Raw genomic sequence first — 17884 nt, 5'->3', positions numbered from 1 at the left:
ATCAGTGCCGTTCGTGCCGATCAGTGCCGTTCAGGAGGTGAGCGGCACCGCGTCCATGTACGCGTTCGACGGCTTGCGCACCTGCTGCACGCCCCGCGCGTCCAACGCGACCGCCGCCGACGACGTGCCCAGCGTGCCGCTCCCCTGCCAGGTCCCGGTCACGTTCACCCAGGTGTCGGCCTTGGGTGCCGCGATCCCCCGGACCAGCACCTTCACGGACGACGCGTCCGCCGCACAGCAGTTGACGATGATCCGGGTCAGATACCAGCCGTCCTGCTTCCCCGTGGCCGGGGTGACGAACCCGGTCATCACGACCGCGCGGCCCCGGATGGCCCTCGACCGGTCCTGTTGCACCCGCTGGGTGAAGGCGGTGAGCGTGATCGGCAGCGGGGAGGTCGCGGGCAGCGGATCGAAGGCGTCGTCCTGCACTGCGACGGCCTTCGCCGGCTCCCGCGAGGCCGTGTAGGAGCCGAGCGCGGGCGGCGCGTAGAAGAGCAGGCTCAGCACGGGCAGGAACAGCAGCCAGGCGACCCGCCGAACGCGGGAGTGATCATGCCCGTGCCCGTCCCCGTCCCCCACACGGGCGGGGCCCACCTGCTCGTGCCCCGACTCGCCGTTTTCCTGCCCGCCGTGCCCCGCATCGCCGTGCTCCTCCGTCGGCGGGGCGGCCCACGCCTCCGCCACTCCCAGCACCAGCAGCAGCACCCCGGAGGCGACCAGCAGCGGCCGCATCCCCTCCTTGACGTACCGCAGGTACTCGCCCGTGAACAGCGAGGTGTGCAACAACGCCAGCCCACCCAGTACCAGCAGCCCCACCTGCACGAACCGCCTCACAGCAGCACCCCTCCGATCAGCGCGCTGCACACCACGGCCACCACCGCCGTGGCCGCCGAGAACCGCACCGCGAAGGCCCGCCCGAACGTGCCCGCCTGAAGCGCGATCAGCTTCAGGTCGACCATCGGCCCCACCACCATGAACGCCAGCCGCGCGACCGGCGAGAACCCGCTCAGCGAGGCCGCCACGAACGCGTCCGCCTCGCTGCACACCGCCAGCACGATCGCCAGCGCCGCCAGGAACAGCACCGACAGCCACGGCGAACCCGCGAAGGTGTCGAGCAGTGTGCGCGGCACCGCCACATTGAAGGTCGCCGCCGCCATCGCCCCCACCACCAGGAAACCCCCCGCGTGCAGGAAGTCGTGCTGGAAACCCCGCCGGAACTCCGTGAACCGGCTGTGCCCCGGAACATGTCCGGTGTGCCGGACGACGGTGGGCTTCAACCACTCCTCGCGCCCCAGCCAGAGCCACAGCCAGCCCATCGCGGCGGCGGTGACCAGCGAGGCGAGCAGCCGGGCCAGCACCATCTCCGGGCTGCCCGGGAAGGCGACGGCCGTGGCGGTCAGCACCACCGGGTTCACGGCGGGCGCCGACAGCAGGAACGCGAACGCGGCTGCCGGGGTGACCCCCCGCCCGATCAGACTGTTCGCCACCGGCACCGACGCGCACTCGCATCCCGGCAGCACCACACCCGCCATCCCCGCGACCGGCACCGCCAGCGCGGCCCGTTTCGGCAGCAGCCGACCGAAGACCCGGGCCGGCACGAACGCGTTGATCGCCCCCGACAGGGCCGTGCCCAGCAGCAGGAACGGCAGCGCCTGCACGGTCACGGCCAGGAACACCGTCCGCCACGCCTGCATCGCCGGCTCGTCCAGCGACCGCCCGACGAGCACCAGCAGCACACCCGGCACCACCGCCGCGCCCAGCAGCAACAGCGGCCAGTGCCGCGGCAGCGCACCCGCCGGGCGGGCGTCCGCCGCCGGCGCTCCCTCGGCCGCCGCCGCGGACGGCCGTATGTCCGTCTCCTGCATCCCGTCCTAGACCCGGCCTTCCCGCAACCGTGCGACCTGGACCGCGCCGAACTCCACCGTGCGCCGCATGTGCCGCACGATCACCGCGAGTTCGCCGTCCGCCAGGTCCTCGAACAGCGGCATCCAGTCACCGCCCAGCCGCTCCCACATCCGTGCGAACTCCGCGATCCGCTCCGGCACCGTCACCACGAGGACCCGCCGCCGGTCGGCCGCGTCCCGTTCCCGGACGACGTAACCCGTCTTCTCCAGCCGGTCCACCAGCCGCGTCGCCGACCCGGTGGTCAGCCCCGTCAGCTCGGCGACCCGGCCCGTCGTCACCGGCTCCCGCTCCAGCATCAGCAGGTTCAGACACTGAAGGTCCGTGGGATGCAGCCCGAGACGGTCGGCGAGAGCCTGGTTGAACAGCGCGTACGCGGCCACGTACCGACGCGACACGACGGACAGCTCGTCCAGCAGCCGCGAGCGCACGTTCCCGGACATCGCACCCCTTCATCGGCACCGCCGTCAGCGCCGTCCGCAGATCGTACGACGCTCCGCAACCTCGAACGTCAGAAGAAGTAGGCGTCCCCGGTGTCCAGGACCAGCACCTGCTGCCGGTCGTTGGACCGGTTGCGGTCCACCGCCCCGCCGCCCCACAGCGTGTCGACGGCCATCGTCACCTCCGTCGGCCGCCCCCGCAGCCACACCCGCAACGCGATCCGCTCCCCCAGTGCGTCCGCGGCCAGCGCCCCCGTCCGGCAGACCACCTCCTGGCGGCCCGTCCGCGCGCAGCCGGCCGGCAGCCGCTGCGCCCCGGCCGCCAACGGCACCGACCAGCGCAGCCGCACGGTCGAGTCGGAGACGTCCGCCGGACCGTGGTTGCGCGGGGTCAGCCGGACGTCGACCCGGCCGCCGCGCATGACGGCGGAGCCGTGGTACGACAGGTCCGCCTCGGTCGCCTCCCCCGCCGTCCCGGCCGCCCGCGCGGGTGCGACCCCCACCCCCATCGCCAGCACCGCAGCCCACACCGCGAGACCTCGCATCCAGCGCATGCCACCACTCCTCGATTCCTCGATCGGAGACCGCCCGGGTACGAAGCGCCGGGTACGAAGGGGATGTATCCCACGCCCGGCGCCCGGCAGGCGCCCTCCAACAGGTGACAGCACCCGGCCGTGCCAAGCTGCCGGCATGCTCATCCTCCGGTCGGCCGCCCTGTTCGTCGTCGCCGCGCTGTTCGAGATCGGCGGCGCCTGGCTGGTCTGGCAGGGCGTACGCGAGCACCGGGGCTGGCTGTGGGCGGCCGGCGGTGTCCTCGCCCTCGGCGCGTACGGCTTCGTCGCCACCTTCCAGCCCGACGCCCACTTCGGCCGCGTCCTCGCCGCGTACGGCGGCGTCTTCGTGGCCGGCTCGCTGCTCTGGGGCGCCGTCGCCGACGGCTACCGCCCCGACCGCTGGGACGTGACCGGTGCCCTGGTCTGCCTCGCCGGGATGGCCGTGATCATGTGGGCCCCGAGGAACGGCGGCTGACCCCGATACCCTGGCGGCAGTCGGTCGTACGAACGAGCGAACACCACCGTGCACGAGGAGCAGCCCATGGCCACCGCCGCACCGTCCGCCGCCTCCCGCATCGCCGTCGTCACCGGTGCGAGCAGCGGAATCGGCGCCGCCACCGCCCGGCAGCTCGCCGCGGCCGGCTACCGGGTCGTCCTGACCGCCCGCCGCAAGGACCGCGTCGAGGCGCTGGCCGAGGAGATCACCCAGTCGGGCGGCTCCGCGACGGCGTACCCGCTGGACGTCACGGACCGCGCGGCGGTCGACGAGTTCGCCGGCGCCTTCAAGACGATCGGCGTCCTCGTCAACAACGCGGGCGGCGCGCTCGGCGCCGACCCCATCGCCACCGGCGACCCGGCCGACTGGCGCACGATGTACGAGACGAACGTCCTCGGCACCCTCAACGTCACCCAGGCCCTGCTCCCCAAGCTGGTGGCGAGCGGCGACGGAACGGTCGTGGTGGTGTCCTCGACCGCCGGTCACGGGACGTACGAGGGCGGCGGCGGTTATGTCGCCGCCAAGCACGGTGCCCACGTCCTCGCCGAGACCCTCCGCCTGGAGATCGTTGGCCTGCCGGTCCGCGTCATCGAGATCGCCCCCGGCATGGTCAGGACCGACGAGTTCGCCCTCACCCGCTTCGGCGGCGACGCGGACCGGGCCGCCAAGGTCTACGAGGGCGTCGCCGAACCCCTCACCGCCTCCGACGTGGCCGAGACGATCACCTGGGCGGTCACCCGCCCCAGCCACGTCAACGTCGACCTCCTCGTCCTGCGCCCCCGCGCCCAGGCGTCCAACACGAAGGTCCACCGGGAGCTGTGACGGTCGAGAAGGGGACCGCGGGCCAGGACCCGGGCGCACGGGAACAGCTCTCGCCGGACCAGCTCTCGTTGGAGCGGCGCCGCCTGGCCCAGGAGACGAAGAACGAGCGCCACATGTGGGTCTTCCTGGCCTACTTCCTCTTCGGCATCCACATCGTGGCGTTCGTGATGATCTACGCGGTACGCCACGCGAAGTGACGGCCGCCGCGCCGTAGGGTTTCCACGTGGACAGACACATACCGTTCGAGACGCTGCACAACTTCCGTGACCTGGGCGGATATCCGACCAGCAGCGGCCACCGGGTCCGCGCGGGCCGGCTGTTCCGCGCGGACTCCCTCGGCAAGCTGCGACCGGACACCCCGGACTGGGACCGCTTCCTCGCCCTCGGCGTCCGCACGGTGATCGACCTGCGCCACCCCTGGGAGATCGAGGCGCGGGGCCGGGTACCGGAGGACGACTCCTTCACCTACCTCAATCTCAGCATCGAGCACCGCCCCTACGACCAGGCCGCGTTGACCCCGGACGTGGACCCGGGCCCGTACCTCTCCGCCCGCTTCATGGAGGTGGCGGAGGACGGCACGAAGGAGATCGCGGCGGCCCTGGAGCTGGTGGCCGAGGCGCGGGAGGGGCTGGTCTTCCACTGCGCCTCGGGCAAGGACCGCACCGGGCAGCTGGCGGCCCTGGTCCTGAGCCTGCTGGGCGTCCCGGACGAGGTGATCATCGAGGACTTCACCCTGACGGAACTGGCGACCCCGGCCCTGCTCGCCGACTGGCGCGCGAGGAACGACGGCCGCTCCCCGGCGTGGCCGGCCTTCGGCCGGGCCCCCGAGTCGGTGATGCGGCTGTTCCTGGAGGCACTGCGGGCCCGTTACGGCTCGGTGGAGGCGTATGTGACGGGAGCTCTCGGCATGGACGCCGAGGCATTGGCTGCCACCCTCCGCGCCCGCCTCCTGGAACCGGCCCCCACCGCCTGGCCGGAGTCGACCCATCGCAGGGCGGAGCCGCTCGACGCCCCTGCCCTGGTCCGCCTGCGCGACACGGCGGCCCTGTGGCAACTGGCCCGGGGCATCGAGCAGTGGCAGCCCGGCGAGAAGACCGAGGCCCACTTCGTCGACCGCATGCGCGAGGGCGAGGTCTGGCTGACGTACGCGGACGGCGCGGTCGTGGGCGCCTTCGAGCTCTGGTGGGACGATCCGGCTGCGTGGGGCCCCCGCCCGCCCGAGGCCGGCTACATCCACCGCCTGATGACGACCCCGCACACCGCCCCACCGGGTACGGGCCGCAGGATGCTGGCCCACGCCGAGTCCCGCATCACCGCGGCCGGCCGCCCCTACGCCCGCCTCGACTGCCTCTCCACCAACCCCCGCCTGCGCGCGTACTACGAGTCCGCGGGCTACACGGTCGTCGGCGAACAGCGCGCCAAGGAGGGCGGAACGGGAAGCCCGTACGCGGTGACCCTGCTGGAGAAGCGGCTCGGCTGAGGGAGAGACGCGTGAGGGGCCCGAGCCGAAACCGGCCCGGGCCCCTCACCTGCGGGCGTCAACCGCGGACCCGCGGTATCAGCCCTTCACGCACACGACCTGCTTCAGCTTCGCCACGACCTCCACCAGGTCCCGCTGCTGGTCGATGACCTGCTCGATCGGCTTGTAGGCGGCCGGGATCTCGTCCACGACGCCGGAGTCCTTGCGGCACTCCACGCCCCGCGTCTGCTCCTCCAGGTCCTGCGTCGAGAAGCGGCGCTTGGCCGCGTTGCGGCTCATCCGCCGACCGGCGCCGTGCGACGCCGAGTTGAAGGCCTTCTCGTTGCCGAGGCCCTTCACGATGTACGAACCGGTGCCCATCGAACCCGGGATGATGCCGTACTCGCCGGAACCGGCACGGATCGCGCCCTTGCGCGTCACGAGCAGGTCCATGCCGTCGTAGCGCTCCTCGGAGACGTAGTTGTGGTGCGCGCTGATCTCCTGCTCGAAGGCCGGCTTGGCCTTCTTGAACTCCTTGCGGATCACGTCCTTCAGGAGCGCCATCATGAGCGTGCGGTTGTACTTCGCGTACTCCTGGGCCCAGAACAGATCGTTGCGGTAGGCCGCCATCTGCGGGGTGTCCGCGACGAACACGGCGAGATCGCGGTCGATCAGGTCCTGGTTGTGCGGGAGCTTCTGCGCCACCCCGATGTGGAACTCGGCGAGTTCCTTGCCGATGTTCCGGGAACCGGAGTGGAGCATCAGCCAGACAGAACCGGCGGTATCGGTGCATACCTCGACGAAGTGGTTGCCCCCGCCGAGCGTTCCCATCTGCTTCACGGCCCGCTCCTCACGGAACTTCACCGCCTCCGCGACACCGTCGAACCGCGTCCAGAAGTCGTCCCACCCGCCGGCGGCCAGCCCGTGGAAGCGGTCCGGCTCGACGGCGGTGTCGTGCATCCCCCGACCCACCGGGATCGCCTGCTCGATCTGCGAACGGAGCCGGGAGAGATCGCCGGGCAGGTCGTTCGCCGTGAGTGAGGTCTTCACCGCGGACATCCCGCAGCCGATGTCGACGCCCACCGCCGCGGGACAGACGGCACCCTGCATCGCGATGACCGAGCCGACCGTCGCGCCCTTGCCGTAGTGGACGTCCGGCATGACCGCCAGTCCCTTGATCCACGGCAGCGTCGCCACGTTCCGCAGCTGCTGGAGCGCGCCCTCCTCGACCGACGCCGGGTCGGCCCACATACGGATGGGTACCTTCGCGCCCGGCAGTTCCACGTACGACATTTCGTCCTCATTCCCCCGGATTAAATACAAAAGCCTTAGATCGCAAAACTGGTGCCAAGGTCAACGAAAAGGACAGCGGACCGGCATCCACAGCTCCACGTGCGATACACATTGTCTCCAGGGGCCGCCCCCGTCCGGCAAGCGAATAACCAGCGGGGACACCGGGCCACCCACATCACCTGAACTGTCGAGAGGAGCCGACCGTGCAGCGGAAGGCATACGTACCCGGCGTCGTCGCGCTTCTCGCGGCGCTGCTGGCCGGCTGCACCGGCGGTTCGGACGAAGGCGGCTCGACGGACAACTCCAACCCGGGCGAGGCGGGGACGGCCAGCGCCGTCGCGCAGCCCGGCAAGTACGACACGCTCCCCGAGGCCTGCGGTGTGGTGAGCCTGTCCACCCTCGACTCGCTCCTGCCCGGCATCAAGCAGCTCGCCGACCAGGCGCAGCGCGACACGGCCTACGCGGGCGAGGCGACCGAGACGTTCGACACCGACCGCAAGGTGGGCTGCCGTTGGAAGGTGGAGTCGACGGACGCCACCGACCATCTCCTCATCGACTTCGAGCGGGTCGTCTCCTACGACAACGCCGTGAGCGACGACAACCAGGCCGAGGCCCTCTTCGCGCAGCGGGTGACCGCGGCCGACCTTCCCGCACCCACCGCCTCCGCCACCGGCGCGGCGACCGACTCCCCTTCCACGAGCCCGAGCACCTCCCCCTCGACGACGACCTCCCCCTCCGCGGGCGCCTCCGCGTCGGCCTCGCCCTCGCCCTCGTCCTCCTCCACCGTCACCCCCGCCGACCTCCAGCCCCGCCTGCTGGAGGACCTGGGCGACGAGGCGTTCGTCGACGACGCGCTCAGCAGCTCCGGTTCGACGGCCAAGCAGCGCACGGTGACTGTGGCGTTCCGCACGTCCAACGTCTTGGTGACCATCCAGTACGAGGAGCAGCCGGCGACCGTCGGCGTGGTGCCGGACAGCGAGGAAATGCAGGACAAGGCCCGGAAACTGGCCGCGCAGCTCGACGACTCACTGGCCGGCTGAGGGCACTTGGGCCCGGTTCGGGCCCCACCCGCAAAGCCCTCGAAGCGGAACCGCACAGCTTCTTCACCGACTACGGTGGCCCCTCGGACCCGATCCGACCGCAGGAACCACGAGCGTCATGAGTGAAGGAACCATGCAGCGACGAGCCCAGCGAGACGGCCAGTTTGACCAGCGCGAGCAGCGTGCCGAGCGAGTGAACCGTGCCGGAGGGCTGAACCGCCTCCTGGCCGCGGCGGTCGCCGTCCCGGTGATGCTGGTCGCCGCGGGCTGCTCCTCGGACTCCGGCTCGGGCGACGATGCGAAGGACGCCGCCGCCTCCACCGGTGCCGGTTCCGGGACCGACTCCGCGGCGAGCGCCGCGCCGACCGTGCAGGCGGCGGCGTACAAGACGCTGCCCGAGGCGTGTGCGGTGGTGTCGAAGAAGACGCTGACGGAGCTGGTGCCGAAGGGGGCGGCCAAGGGCAAGGAGGGGACGTCCAGCGACACCGCGGCCCGGGCCAGTTGCTCCTGGTCCAGCCTGGCCAACAACGGCGTGAAGGGCTCGCAGTTCCGCTGGCTGAACGTTTCGCTGCTGCGCTTCGAGTCGGACACGGCGACCGGTGACGGCGAGTCGCAGGCGAAGACGTACTACGCGAAGCAGGTCAAGGACGCCCAGGCGGTGTCGGGCGCGAAGAACGTCAAGTCGGCGCCGGTGGCCGCGACGGGTGACGAGGCGACCTCGGTGCGCTACGACCTGAAGAAGTCGGAAGGCGCCTTCAAGCAGCAGACGGTCGTGGTGCGCGTCGAGAACGTCGTGCTCACGCTCGACTACAACGGTGCCGGTCTGGCGGGCGACAAGGCGCCGAGCGCGGAGACCCTGACGAAGTCGGCGGAGAAGGCGTCCAAGGAGGCGGTGGCCGCCGTGCGCTCGGCCAACGGCGAGGGCGGCAGCGGCGGTTCGGACACCTCGGGCACCAGCCCGTCCCCGTCCGAGTCGGCCTCCTCCACCCCGAAGGCGACGCCCTCCAAGTCGTCGTCGGCGACCCCGAAGGCGACGGCCTCCAAGGCGGCCGCGGCGGCTCCGAAGGCTTCCGCTTCCGCGAAGAGCTGACGGACCGGCAACACGTGCGCCGCACACATGTGCCACCCTGTTGCGCGCAAGAGCACGCAAGGGGAGGGGAGTACGGGTGGCCGAGCGAATACAGCTGACCCGGACGCATCGCGTTCTCATCGGCGTGGTCGTGACCGGCGCCGTGATCATCGCCGGCATCGGCTTCGCCGGTTCGTACGCGGCCGTCCGGGAACTGGCCCTCGAGAAGGGCTTCGGCAACTTCTCGTATGTGTTCCCGATCGGTATCGACGCGGGTATCTGCGTCCTGCTGGCCCTGGATCTGCTGCTGACCTGGATCCGCATCCCCTTCCCGCTGCTGCGGCAGACGGCGTGGCTGCTGACGGCCGCGACGATCGCCTTCAACGGCGCGGCGGCCTGGCCGGACCCGCTGGGCACGGGTATGCACGCGGTGATCCCGATCCTGTTCGTGGTGTCCGTCGAGGCGGCCCGGCACGCGATCGGCCGGATCGCGGACATCACGGCGGACAAGCACATGGAGGGCGTGCGCCTCACGCGCTGGCTGCTCTCCCCGCTGCCGACCTTCCTGCTTTGGCGCCGGATGAAGCTGTGGGAGCTGCGCTCCTACGAACAGGTGATCAAGCTGGAGCAGGAACGTCTCGTCTACCAGGCGCGGCTGCGTTCCCGCTTCGGCCGTGCCTGGCGCCGCAAGGCCCCGGTGGAGTCGCTGATGCCGCTGCGGCTGGCCCGTTACGGCGTCCCGCTGGCGGAGACCGCTCCGGCGGGTCTGGCGGCGGCGGGCATCGAGCCGGCCGTGCTCCCGCCGGCGCCGGTCCCGGCGGCCGCGCCCCAGCAGCTGACGGCGGCGGCCCCGGTCGACGCGGGCGTCCGCGCCGTCGAGGCCGCTCCCGCGCCCCGGCAGGCCCAGCGGACACCGCAGGCCCAGCAGGCCGGCCACGCGCCCGTCCCCGCGGCCACGGAGGAGGAGCAGAGCCCGTGGTTCCAGGCGCCGCACGAGGTGGCGTACCAGGGGGGCTACGACCCCACGTACGACCCGTCGGAGCAGTACGCCCAGTGGTACGAGGAGCAGCAGCAGGCCGAGCAGTACCAGGACCAGTACCAGGAGGAGCCTCCGGCGCAGGAGCCCTCTCCGGAGGAGACCGGTTCGTTCCCCATCCCGGTGGGTCCGGGCCGCAGCCGTGAGCTCGGTGAGGGCGGCGGTACCCCGGTGATCGAGCCGGACGAGGAGTCGTACTACCAGATCTTCAAGCAGTCGTCGATGAGCGGCAGCGGCTACCCGACGCCGAGCCAGTTCAGCTACGACGTGGAGGCGACTTACGGCACCCCCATCCCGGACTCCGAGGCCAAGCGCATGGTCATGCGCTTCCAGAACCGCCACGCGGCGGAACTGGAGGAGGACCACATCGCCTGATGCGCAGGCGTACGACGGAGGGGGCGCCCGGTGCTGACACCGGGCGCCCCCTCCGTCGTGCGGGTGCCGCCTACTCCCCGAGCAGGGCCCGCACCGGCTCCTGGCCCACGGCCAGCAGCAGGGTGGGCAGCCTCGGGCCGGTGTCACGCCCCACCACCAGGTGATAGAGCAGGGCGAAGAACGTCCGCTGGGCGGTCTTGATCTCCGGCGGGAGTTCCTTGGGGGTCGCGTCGGCGGAGAACCCGGCCTGGACCTTGGGAACGCCGTAGACCAGGTGGGTGAGCCCGTCCAGCGACCAGTGGTCGGCGAGTCCGTCGAGCAGCAGCCGCAGGGACTGCCGGGAGGCCTCGTCGAGGGACTTCAGCAGCTCGGCGTCGGCTTCGGCGCGGACGATAGTGCGCTGGTCGGCGGGGACATGGGTGTTGATCCAGGCCTCGGCCTTGTCGTACCGGGGCCGGGCCTCGTCGAGCGAGCCGAGCGGGTTCTCCGGGTCCAGCTCGTCGAGGATCCGCAGGGCCTGGTCCTGGTGTCCGGCGGTGATGTCGGCGACGGAGGCCAGCGTGCGGTACGGCAGCGGCCGGACGGTGCGCGGCAGCTCACCGGCGGCCGTGCCCACGGCACGGGAGTGCGCGGCGATGTCGGCCGGGAGCGCCGAGCCCTCGGCGACCTTGGCGTCCAGCTTGTCCCACTCGTCGTAGAGCCGCTGGATCTCCTGGTCGAAGGCGATCTTGAAGGACTGGTTGGGACGGCGGCGGGCGTAGAGCCAGCGCAGCAGCTGCGGCTCCATGATCTTCAGCGCGTCGGCGGCGGTGGGGACCCCGCCCTTCGAGGACGACATCTTGGCCATGCCGCTGATGCCGACGAAGGCGTACATGGGCCCGATGGGCTGCTTGCCGCCGAAGATGCCGACGATCTGGCCGCCGACCTGGAAGCTGGACCCGGGGGACGAGTGGTCGACGCCGCTCGGCTCGAACACGACGCCCTCGTACGCCCAGCGCATCGGCCAGTCGACCTTCCAGACCAGCTTGCCGCGGTTGAACTCGTTCAGCCGGACGGTCTCGGCGAACCCACAGGCGGCGCAGGTGTAGGACAGCTCGGTGGTGTCGTCGACGTACGAGGTGACCGTGGTGAGGTCCTTCTCGCAGTTGCCGCAGTAGGGCTTGTACGGGAAGTAGCCGGCCGAGCCGGACGAGCCGTCGTCCTCGTTCGCCGCGCCCGATCCCTCAGCCGCCTCGAGCTCGGCCTCGTCGAGCGGCTTCTGCTGCTGCTTCTTCGCGGGGGCCTTCTTGGTGCGGTACTGGTCGAGGATCGCGTCGATGTCCCCGCGGTGCTTGATCGCGTGCAGGATCTGCTCGCGGTAGACACCGGAGGTGTACTGCGCGGTCTGGCTGATGCCGTCGAACTCCACGCCGAGCTCGGCCAGCGACTCGACCATCGCGGCCTTGAAGTGCTCGGCCCAGTTCGGGTGGATCGAGCCCTGCGGCGCCGGGACGGAGGTCAGCGGCTTGCCGATGTGTTCGGCCCAGGAGTCGTCGATCCCGGCGATGCCCTGCGGCACCTTGCGGTAGCGGTCGTAGTCGTCCCAGGAGATCAGGTGGCGGACCTGGTGTCCGCGACGGCGGAGCTCGTCGGCGACCAGGTGCGGGGTCATGACCTCGCGGAGGTTGCCCAGGTGGATGGGTCCGGAAGGGGAGAGTCCGGACGCGACGACCACAGGTTTGCCGGGGGCCCGACGCTCCGACTCCTCGATGACCTCATCCGCGAAACGGGAGACCCAGTCGGTGGTCTCGGTGCTCAGAGCCACGATCGGCACGTCCTCTTGTTCTGAAGGCTTCCAGGTTTGAAGTGCGTTTCATTGTCCCAGACAGCCCCGCGCCCGGGAAAACCGCTTTACCCCCCATGGGATACTGACCGTGCCCATCCATCCCCACGAGGAGAACGGCACCCACTCCTATGGCCCCGGTCACGTCCCTCAGTCACTCCGTCGAACAGCACCTCTCGTCCGCTCTCTCGGCCACCCTGCCGGAGGCCGCCGGCGCGGACCCGCTGCTGCGACGAAGCGACCGGGCCGACTTCCAGGCCAACGGCATCCTGGCGCTGGCCAAGAAGGCGAAGGCGAATCCGCGGGAGCTGGCGACGCAGGTCGTGTCGCACGTCGTCACGGGTGACCTGATCGGGGAGATCGAGGTCTCGGGCCCCGGCTTCCTGAACGTGACGATCACCGACGGCGCGATCACCCGGAACCTCGCCGCACGGTACGCGGACGCGGACCGCCTGGGCGTGCCGCACGCCGACCGGCCGGGCACGACGGTCATCGACTACGCCCAGCCGAACGTGGCGAAGGAGATGCACGTCGGTCATCTGCGGTCGGCGGTCATCGGCGACGCGACGGTGCAGATCCTGGAGTTCACCGGCGAGAGCGTGGTCCGCCGGCACCACATCGGCGACTGGGGCACCCAGTTCGGCATGCTCATCCAGTACCTGGACGAGCACCCGCACGAGCTGGACCACAAGGATTCCCAGGTGAGCGGCGAGGAGGCGATGTCGAACCTCGACCGCCTCTACAAGGCCGCGCGCAGGCTGTTCGACGCGGACGAGGAGTTCAAGACCCGGGCCCGGCGCCGGGTGGTGGACCTCCAGGCGGGCGACCCGCACACGCTCGCGACCTGGCAGAAGTTCGTCGACGAGTCGAAGATCTACTTCTTCTCGGTCTTCGAGAAGCTGGACATGGAGATCCGGGACGAGGACATCGTCGGCGAGTCGGGTTACAACGACATGCTGGCGGAGACCTGCCGTCTCCTGGAGGAGTCCGGGGTCGCGGTCCGCTCCGAGGGCGCCCTCTGTGTCTTCTTCGATGACGTCAAGGGACCGGACGGCAACCCGGTCCCGCTGATCGTCCAGAAGTCGGACGGCGGCTACGGCTACGCGGCGACCGACCTGTCGGCGATCCGTGACCGTGTCTTCCACATCAAGGCGAGCACGCTGCTGTACGTGGTGGACGCCCGTCAGTCGCTGCACTTCAAGATGGTCTTCGAGACGGCACGCAGGGCGGGCTGGCTGAACGAGGACGTCAAGGCGCACCAGTTGGCGTTCGGTACGGTCCTCGGCAAGGACGGCAAGCCGTTCAAGACCCGTGAGGGCGAGACGGTCAAGCTGGTCGACCTCCTCGACGAGGCCGTCGAGCGGGCCACCACCGTGGTCCGGGAGAAGGCCGTGAAGGTGGGCCTGTCCGAGCCGGAGATCGTGGAGAACGGCCGGTACGTGGGTGTCGGCGCGGTGAAGTACGCCGACCTGTCGACGTCCGCCGTACGGGACTACAAGTTCGACCTGGACCAGATGGTCTCGCTGAACGGCGACACGTCCGTCTACCTCCAGTACGCGTACGCCCGTATCCAGTCGATCCTGCGCAAGGCCGGCGAGGCCCGCCCGGTCGCTCACCCGGAGCTGGAACTGGCCCCGGCGGAGCGGGCGTTGGGCCTGCACCTGGACCAGTTCGGCGAGACGGTGCACGAGGTCGCGGCGGCGTACGAGCCGCACAAGCTGGCGGCGTACCTGTACCAGCTGGCCTCGCACCTGACGACGTTCTACGACCAGTGCCATGTGCTGTCCCCCGACAACTCGCCGGAGGTCGTCGAGAACCGCCTGTTCCTGGTGGACCTCACGGCCCGCACCCTCCACCTGGGCATGGCCCTGCTGGGCATCAGGACCCCCGACAAGCTCTGAGGGAACAGCCCCGCGCAGCGGCGATCGACGTACCGCGGCCCGTCCTCCTTCCGGCATCCGGTCTTCCGGCTTCCGGGGAGGGCGGGCCGCGGCCGTGTCGGGGTGCGTCAGCCGGCGAACCGCTTGAACGCCGCCCGGGTCCCCGACCCGGCGATGCCGTCGATCTTGCCGGTGTAGCCGTAGCTGTCCTTCAGGAGCCGCTGGAGCGCCATGATCGTGTTGGGGCCGGGGTCGCCGTCGATGGCGTCGGTGTAGCCCCAGTACTTCTTGAAGCAGCGCTGGAACGCCTTCCAGCTCCCGGTGCCCAGCTGTCCGTCGATCTTGCCGGTGTAGTCCCAGTCGCCCGCCAGGAACGTCTGGACGTTCTTGGCCTCGGCGGTGGTGAGGCCGAAGTTCTCCGTCGACAGCGTGGCGGCGGGTGCGCTCACGGCCTGCGTGGCCGGCGCGGAGGCGGCGAAGCCGGTGCCCGCGGTCGCCAGGGATCCGGCGGCGAGACCGGCGACGGCGGTGAGTCCGACGAGGGTCCTGGCCAAGACGTTCGGTCGCATGCGTTCCTCTTTCGGGTCGTGGGTCGGCACCTGGCCCGGTCGACGAGCTGGGTGACGACACGAGAGTGCGGGGCGGGCGCCGGGGGCCGCCACGGCTGCCGCCGAGTTGACGGCCCAAAGGGACGACACCGGCACTGACCTGCGAGGACACCGCCCGCCTGGACGGCCCCGCGGGACGGCTGTGGCGGGTGTTGTGATGCTCATGCAGAATGCGAGCGAGCGGGGGGGCCGCTGACCACGGTCCATGACCGCAAGTGGGGGGAAGATGTCGCGCTGGAAAGCGCTGTCCACCGAACTGGATCCACGCGTACGGCAGTTGCTGACGCAGTTGCGCCGGCTGAAGGACCACAGCGGGCTGAGCATGCGTCAGCTGGCCGCGAAGACGGGGTACAGCGAGAAGTCGTGGGAACGGTATCTGGGCGGCAGATCGCTGCCGCCCCGGGAGGCCGTCGAGGCGCTGGCCCGGATCGGGGGCGTCGATCCGGTCCGCCTGCTCGCGCTGCACGAGGTGGCCGCCGACACGTGGAGCGGCGGCAGGCATCTTGCCGCCTCCACGCCGCAAGGACCCGCGCCGGAGTTGGTGCCGGAGCTTTCGCCTGCGCCCACAATGGGCCCGGCCGCCCGCCCGAACCCGGAAACAGAACCGGAAACGGTGACGGTTGCCGGGCGGTCGCTGCGCGTCGCGCTGGTGGCGGGAGCGGTGGCCCTGGTGCTGGCCCTGTCCTCGGCGGCACTCCTGGTCATGCGGCTCGACGGCGGCGACGGCGAACCGGCGGCCGCGCACCCCGCCGTGTCCACCGCTCCGGTGCCGTCGTCGGCGCCCGCGTACACCTGCCGGGTCGAGCGGACCGACGGCCTCTGGTACGCGGGCATCAGCCGCACCCGGGACATCGAGCTCGCCTACGGCGCGGTGGGCCCCGAGGTGGCCGAGGCCCAGTGCCTGCTGCGCCGGGCCGGGATCTCGCCCGGCGGCATCGACGGAATGTTCGGCCCGCTGACCCAGCGCGCGGTCAAGGCCTTCCAGACGCGGGCCGGGCTGGCCGTGGACGGCTCGGTCGGACCCCACACCTGGAAGGCCCTGCGCGGATGACCCGTCCCGCCTCGTCGCCTGGAGGTGCCCGACTGGCCTCCGCACTCAGGGAGTTGAGGGGTCGGACCGGCCTGAGCCTGGCGGGCCTCGCGGCGAAGACCGCGTTCAGCAAGTCGTCATGGGAGCGCTATCTCAACGGCAGGGCCCTGCCGCCGCGCACCGCGGTGGAGCAGTTGTGCCGTCTCGCGGACGAACCGGTCGGTCGGTGTCTTGCCCTGTGGGAGATCGCGGAGTCCGAGTGGGGCGGCCGCGCCAAGGAGGCGGAGCCGGCCCGGGCCGCCCGCCCCACGACGGCTCCGCAGCCTCCCGCCCCTCCGGCCGCCGCCACAGCCGCCCCGGCCGCCACAGCCGCCCCGGCGACCACCACGGTCACCGCGGCGGACGGGGCCGCACCGGTCGGCCACCGGGGAGCGGCTGCCCTGGCGGTCCTCGCGTCGGCGTCCGCCGCGGTGTTCGGGGCCATCGCGTTGGCCCTCTTCCTCCTCCCGGGCCGGCACGGCGCACCGCACCCGGCCGCGTCCCCCGCCGCGTCCTCGTCCCCGTCCACCTCCGTCACCGGCCCGCGCTGCCGGGGAACCGACTGCGAGGGCGGGAGCCCGATGGACATGCGGTGCGCCACCGCGCCGGAGACCCTCGCCGAGCACGTCACCGCCACCGGGGCGTCGGTGCAACTGCGGTACAGCAGGGAGTGCGGGACCAGTTGGACCCGGATGTGGGGTGCGCGGATCGGCGACCGGATCGAGTCCGAGGCCGTGGGCGGCACCCGCACGTACCGGGCCGAGGTCAGGGACCGCGCCGAGGCGGACACCTATGTGCACACCGCCATGACGGCGACCCGCCCCGGGACGCTCGTCCGGACCTGTTTCCTGCCGGCGGCGGACGGCAGGAAGGAGTGCTTCGAGGCCCGGGTGGGCCGGGCCCCGGAACCGACTCCCCGCACCCGGACGTCCCACCCCTCGACGACCTGAGAACACCGGTGCGAGGAGCGGCAGTTGGGCGGCGCGGACGACCCGTCGATCGGCGACGCCCTGATCACCTTCCTGCTGATCGGAGGCGCGGGGGTGGTCATCCCGGCCGTCGTCGTCCTCCCGCTCGTCGGCCTGGGCATCTGGCTGGCGCACGTCCGGCGCCGCCGGAGCGCGAGACACTCCGCCTGACGGCCTTCGCGGACCGGACGGGACACACCGGCCCGGACCGCTGTCAGTGCCTGCCCTTACAGTCACCGGCATGGCGACTCTCCCCAATCCGCTCCCCAAGCTGGCCTCCGATCCCAGTGGCCGCTCCCTCGGCCTCCAGCTCCCGCCGGGCCGGCTGATCGACACGACGGACGAAGGGGTGTGGCACGAGCCGTTGCTGTGGCACGCGGAGCAGTCCGCCTCCTCCGGCAACTGGACGGCCCTGGGCGGGACGGCGGGGCGGGCCGGGCTGCTTCCGGTCCTGGTCGACCTCGGCGGCTCCCAAGGGGGCCCGTCGGAATGGGAGTTGATGCCCGCCGAGGTGTCGTACCCCGGGGACCACGACGCGGAGGAGGTCCTCGCGCAGCACTGGGCGGAGTGCGCGGCGGACGGCGAGGAGTGGCCCGGTCTCGCCGCGCCCGGCACCCTGAAGGCCGACCCCGACGCTCGCGCCGCGCAGATCGCCGACATCCTCGCGGAGCAGGGGGCTTCCTGGTTCAGGTCGCCGCATGTCGCCCTGGTCCCCGCCCGCCGCAGCGCGGACGTCCCGGCGGCCGTCGGCTGGTCCGGCCCGGCCAACCACGAGAACGACACCGCGCGTCTGTGCGCCGTCCTGCGCTCCTGGGAGGACCGCTTCGGCATACGGGTCGTCGGCCTCGGTTTCGACGTCCTGGCCGTATCCGTCGCGGCCCCGCCCGGCACCCTCGCGGAGGCCGAGCGGATCGCCGCCGAGCACTTCGCGTTCTGCCCGGACAACGTCCTCCAGGGCCCGGGCACCCCGGAGGCCTACGCCGAGCAGCTCGTCGGCTCGCCCACCTGGACCTTCTGGTGGGACTGACCCGGCCGACCCGACAGCCCAGCG

Annotated in this window: 19 protein-coding genes; 12 read left to right on the top strand and 7 right to left on the bottom strand. The window is 71.5% G+C overall.

The features are described 5' to 3' along the window. Positions 1–30: 30 nt before the first annotated feature. The 4 genes from ACFVYS_RS06930 to ACFVYS_RS06915 all read right to left on the bottom strand — a co-directional run bounded on the left by ACFVYS_RS06930 (position 31) and on the right by ACFVYS_RS06915 (position 2896). A complete protein-coding gene (locus ACFVYS_RS06930; protein WP_389499584.1) occupies positions 31–834 on the bottom strand; it encodes a TIGR03943 family putative permease subunit in 804 nt (267 codons plus the stop codon). Further along, a complete protein-coding gene (locus tag ACFVYS_RS06925) occupies positions 831–1865 on the bottom strand; it encodes a permease (protein ID WP_389499582.1) in 1035 nt (344 codons plus the stop codon). The genes ACFVYS_RS06930 and ACFVYS_RS06925 overlap by 4 nt, the downstream gene beginning before the upstream one ends. Positions 1866–1871: 6 nt before the next feature. Next, a complete protein-coding gene (locus ACFVYS_RS06920) occupies positions 1872–2345 on the bottom strand; it encodes a MarR family winged helix-turn-helix transcriptional regulator (protein WP_389499580.1) in 474 nt (157 codons plus the stop codon). A gap of 68 nt (positions 2346–2413) precedes the next feature. Further along, positions 2414–2896, bottom strand: coding sequence for a hypothetical protein (locus ACFVYS_RS06915; RefSeq protein WP_389499578.1), 483 nt, complete (start codon positions 2894–2896; stop codon positions 2414–2416). A 136-nt stretch (positions 2897–3032) separates the two neighbouring features. Here ACFVYS_RS06915 and ACFVYS_RS06910 point away from each other — a divergent pair, with 136 nt between their 5' ends. From ACFVYS_RS06910 to ACFVYS_RS06895, 4 genes are all read left to right on the top strand, one after another. After that, a complete protein-coding gene (locus ACFVYS_RS06910) occupies positions 3033–3371 on the top strand; it encodes a YnfA family protein (protein ID WP_389499576.1) in 339 nt (112 codons plus the stop codon). A 66-nt stretch (positions 3372–3437) separates the two neighbouring features. Then, entirely contained in the window at positions 3438–4214 is a 777-nt protein-coding gene (locus ACFVYS_RS06905) for an SDR family NAD(P)-dependent oxidoreductase (protein ID WP_389499574.1), read from the top strand. Further along, the gene (locus ACFVYS_RS06900; RefSeq protein ID WP_389499573.1) at positions 4211–4411 is read left to right on the top strand and encodes a hypothetical protein; all 201 of its coding nucleotides are present in this window, start codon (positions 4211–4213) and stop codon (positions 4409–4411) included. The genes ACFVYS_RS06905 and ACFVYS_RS06900 overlap by 4 nt, the downstream gene beginning before the upstream one ends. Before the next feature lie 26 nt (positions 4412–4437). After that, on the top strand, positions 4438–5694 hold the full coding sequence (locus tag ACFVYS_RS06895) for a GNAT family N-acetyltransferase (protein ID WP_389499571.1): 1257 nt from the start codon (positions 4438–4440) through the stop codon (positions 5692–5694). 78 nt (positions 5695–5772) lie between these two features. Here the strand turns inward: ACFVYS_RS06895 and ACFVYS_RS06890 are convergent, their stop codons facing one another. After that, entirely contained in the window at positions 5773–6966 is a 1194-nt protein-coding gene (locus tag ACFVYS_RS06890; protein WP_389499570.1) for an RtcB family protein, read from the bottom strand. Between the two features lie 203 nt (positions 6967–7169). On the opposite strand from ACFVYS_RS06890, the gene ACFVYS_RS06885 reads away from it, so the two are divergent. The 3 genes from ACFVYS_RS06885 (at position 7170) to ACFVYS_RS06875 (ending at position 10486) form a co-directional block, all read left to right on the top strand. Then, complete coding sequence (locus ACFVYS_RS06885; protein ID WP_389499568.1) at positions 7170–8006, top strand: DUF3558 domain-containing protein; 837 nt, start codon at positions 7170–7172, stop codon at positions 8004–8006. Between the two features lie 118 nt (positions 8007–8124). Further along, a complete protein-coding gene (locus ACFVYS_RS06880) occupies positions 8125–9096 on the top strand; it encodes a DUF3558 domain-containing protein (protein WP_389499566.1) in 972 nt (323 codons plus the stop codon). 76 nt (positions 9097–9172) lie between these two features. Continuing rightward, positions 9173–10486, top strand: coding sequence for a DUF2637 domain-containing protein (locus ACFVYS_RS06875; protein WP_389499564.1), 1314 nt, complete (start codon positions 9173–9175; stop codon positions 10484–10486). A gap of 70 nt (positions 10487–10556) precedes the next feature. Here the strand turns inward: ACFVYS_RS06875 and lysS are convergent, their stop codons facing one another. Then, on the bottom strand, positions 10557–12299 hold the full coding sequence (lysS, locus tag ACFVYS_RS06870; protein ID WP_389499562.1) for a lysine--tRNA ligase: 1743 nt from the start codon (positions 12297–12299) through the stop codon (positions 10557–10559). Positions 12300–12439: 140 nt separating this feature from the next. On the opposite strand from lysS, the gene argS reads away from it, so the two are divergent. Further along, positions 12440–14209, top strand: coding sequence for an arginine--tRNA ligase (argS, locus tag ACFVYS_RS06865; protein WP_389499560.1), 1770 nt, complete (start codon positions 12440–12442; stop codon positions 14207–14209). Between the two features lie 107 nt (positions 14210–14316). Here the strand turns inward: argS and ACFVYS_RS06860 are convergent, their stop codons facing one another. Then, complete coding sequence (locus tag ACFVYS_RS06860) at positions 14317–14757, bottom strand: peptidoglycan-binding protein (RefSeq protein ID WP_389499558.1); 441 nt, start codon at positions 14755–14757, stop codon at positions 14317–14319. Between the two features lie 265 nt (positions 14758–15022). On the opposite strand from ACFVYS_RS06860, the gene ACFVYS_RS06855 reads away from it, so the two are divergent. The 4 genes from ACFVYS_RS06855 to ACFVYS_RS06840 all read left to right on the top strand — a co-directional run bounded on the left by ACFVYS_RS06855 (position 15023) and on the right by ACFVYS_RS06840 (position 17860). After that, positions 15023–15847 carry a peptidoglycan-binding protein gene (locus tag ACFVYS_RS06855; RefSeq protein WP_389499556.1) on the top strand — a complete coding sequence of 275 codons (825 nt, stop codon included), beginning with the start codon at positions 15023–15025 and terminating at the stop codon, positions 15845–15847. Then, entirely contained in the window at positions 15844–16815 is a 972-nt protein-coding gene (locus tag ACFVYS_RS06850; protein WP_389499554.1) for a helix-turn-helix domain-containing protein, read from the top strand. The genes ACFVYS_RS06855 and ACFVYS_RS06850 overlap by 4 nt, the downstream gene beginning before the upstream one ends. Before the next feature lie 24 nt (positions 16816–16839). Further along, positions 16840–17004, top strand: a complete 165-nt coding sequence (locus ACFVYS_RS06845) for a hypothetical protein (RefSeq protein WP_389499552.1) — start codon at positions 16840–16842, stop codon at positions 17002–17004. A gap of 70 nt (positions 17005–17074) precedes the next feature. Next, positions 17075–17860 (top strand): DUF4253 domain-containing protein, encoded by a 786-nt coding sequence (locus tag ACFVYS_RS06840; RefSeq protein ID WP_389499550.1) that lies wholly within the window; start codon positions 17075–17077, stop codon positions 17858–17860. Positions 17861–17884: the final 24 nt, after the last annotated feature.

Origin of the sequence: Streptomyces sp. NPDC058295, assembly GCF_042880655.1 — a bacterium.
Classification (GTDB): Bacteria; Actinomycetota; Actinomycetes; order Streptomycetales; family Streptomycetaceae; genus Streptomyces; species Streptomyces coriariae.
This window is presented reverse-complemented; position numbering and strand designations above follow the sequence as displayed.

Bases quoted from the DNA above. Each gene is read 5' to 3' on its own strand.
- argS (WP_389499560.1), top strand. From the start codon at position 12,440: ATGGCCCCGGTCACGTCCCTCAGTCACTCCGTCGAACAGCACCTCTCG.
- ACFVYS_RS06915 (WP_389499578.1), bottom strand. From the start codon at position 2,896: ATGCGCTGGATGCGAGGTCTCGCGGTGTGGGCTGCGGTGCTGGCGATG.
- ACFVYS_RS06920 (WP_389499580.1), bottom strand. From the start codon at position 2,345: ATGTCCGGGAACGTGCGCTCGCGGCTGCTGGACGAGCTGTCCGTCGTG.
- ACFVYS_RS06905 (WP_389499574.1), top strand. From the start codon at position 3,438: ATGGCCACCGCCGCACCGTCCGCCGCCTCCCGCATCGCCGTCGTCACC.
- ACFVYS_RS06855 (WP_389499556.1), top strand. From the start codon at position 15,023: ATGTCGCGCTGGAAAGCGCTGTCCACCGAACTGGATCCACGCGTACGG.
- ACFVYS_RS06910 (WP_389499576.1), top strand. From the start codon at position 3,033: ATGCTCATCCTCCGGTCGGCCGCCCTGTTCGTCGTCGCCGCGCTGTTC.
- ACFVYS_RS06850 (WP_389499554.1), top strand. From the start codon at position 15,844: ATGACCCGTCCCGCCTCGTCGCCTGGAGGTGCCCGACTGGCCTCCGCA.
- ACFVYS_RS06840 (WP_389499550.1), top strand. From the start codon at position 17,075: ATGGCGACTCTCCCCAATCCGCTCCCCAAGCTGGCCTCCGATCCCAGT.
- ACFVYS_RS06890 (WP_389499570.1), bottom strand. From the start codon at position 6,966: ATGTCGTACGTGGAACTGCCGGGCGCGAAGGTACCCATCCGTATGTGG.
- ACFVYS_RS06925 (WP_389499582.1), bottom strand. From the start codon at position 1,865: ATGCAGGAGACGGACATACGGCCGTCCGCGGCGGCGGCCGAGGGAGCG.
- ACFVYS_RS06860 (WP_389499558.1), bottom strand. From the start codon at position 14,757: ATGCGACCGAACGTCTTGGCCAGGACCCTCGTCGGACTCACCGCCGTC.
- ACFVYS_RS06880 (WP_389499566.1), top strand. From the start codon at position 8,125: ATGAGTGAAGGAACCATGCAGCGACGAGCCCAGCGAGACGGCCAGTTT.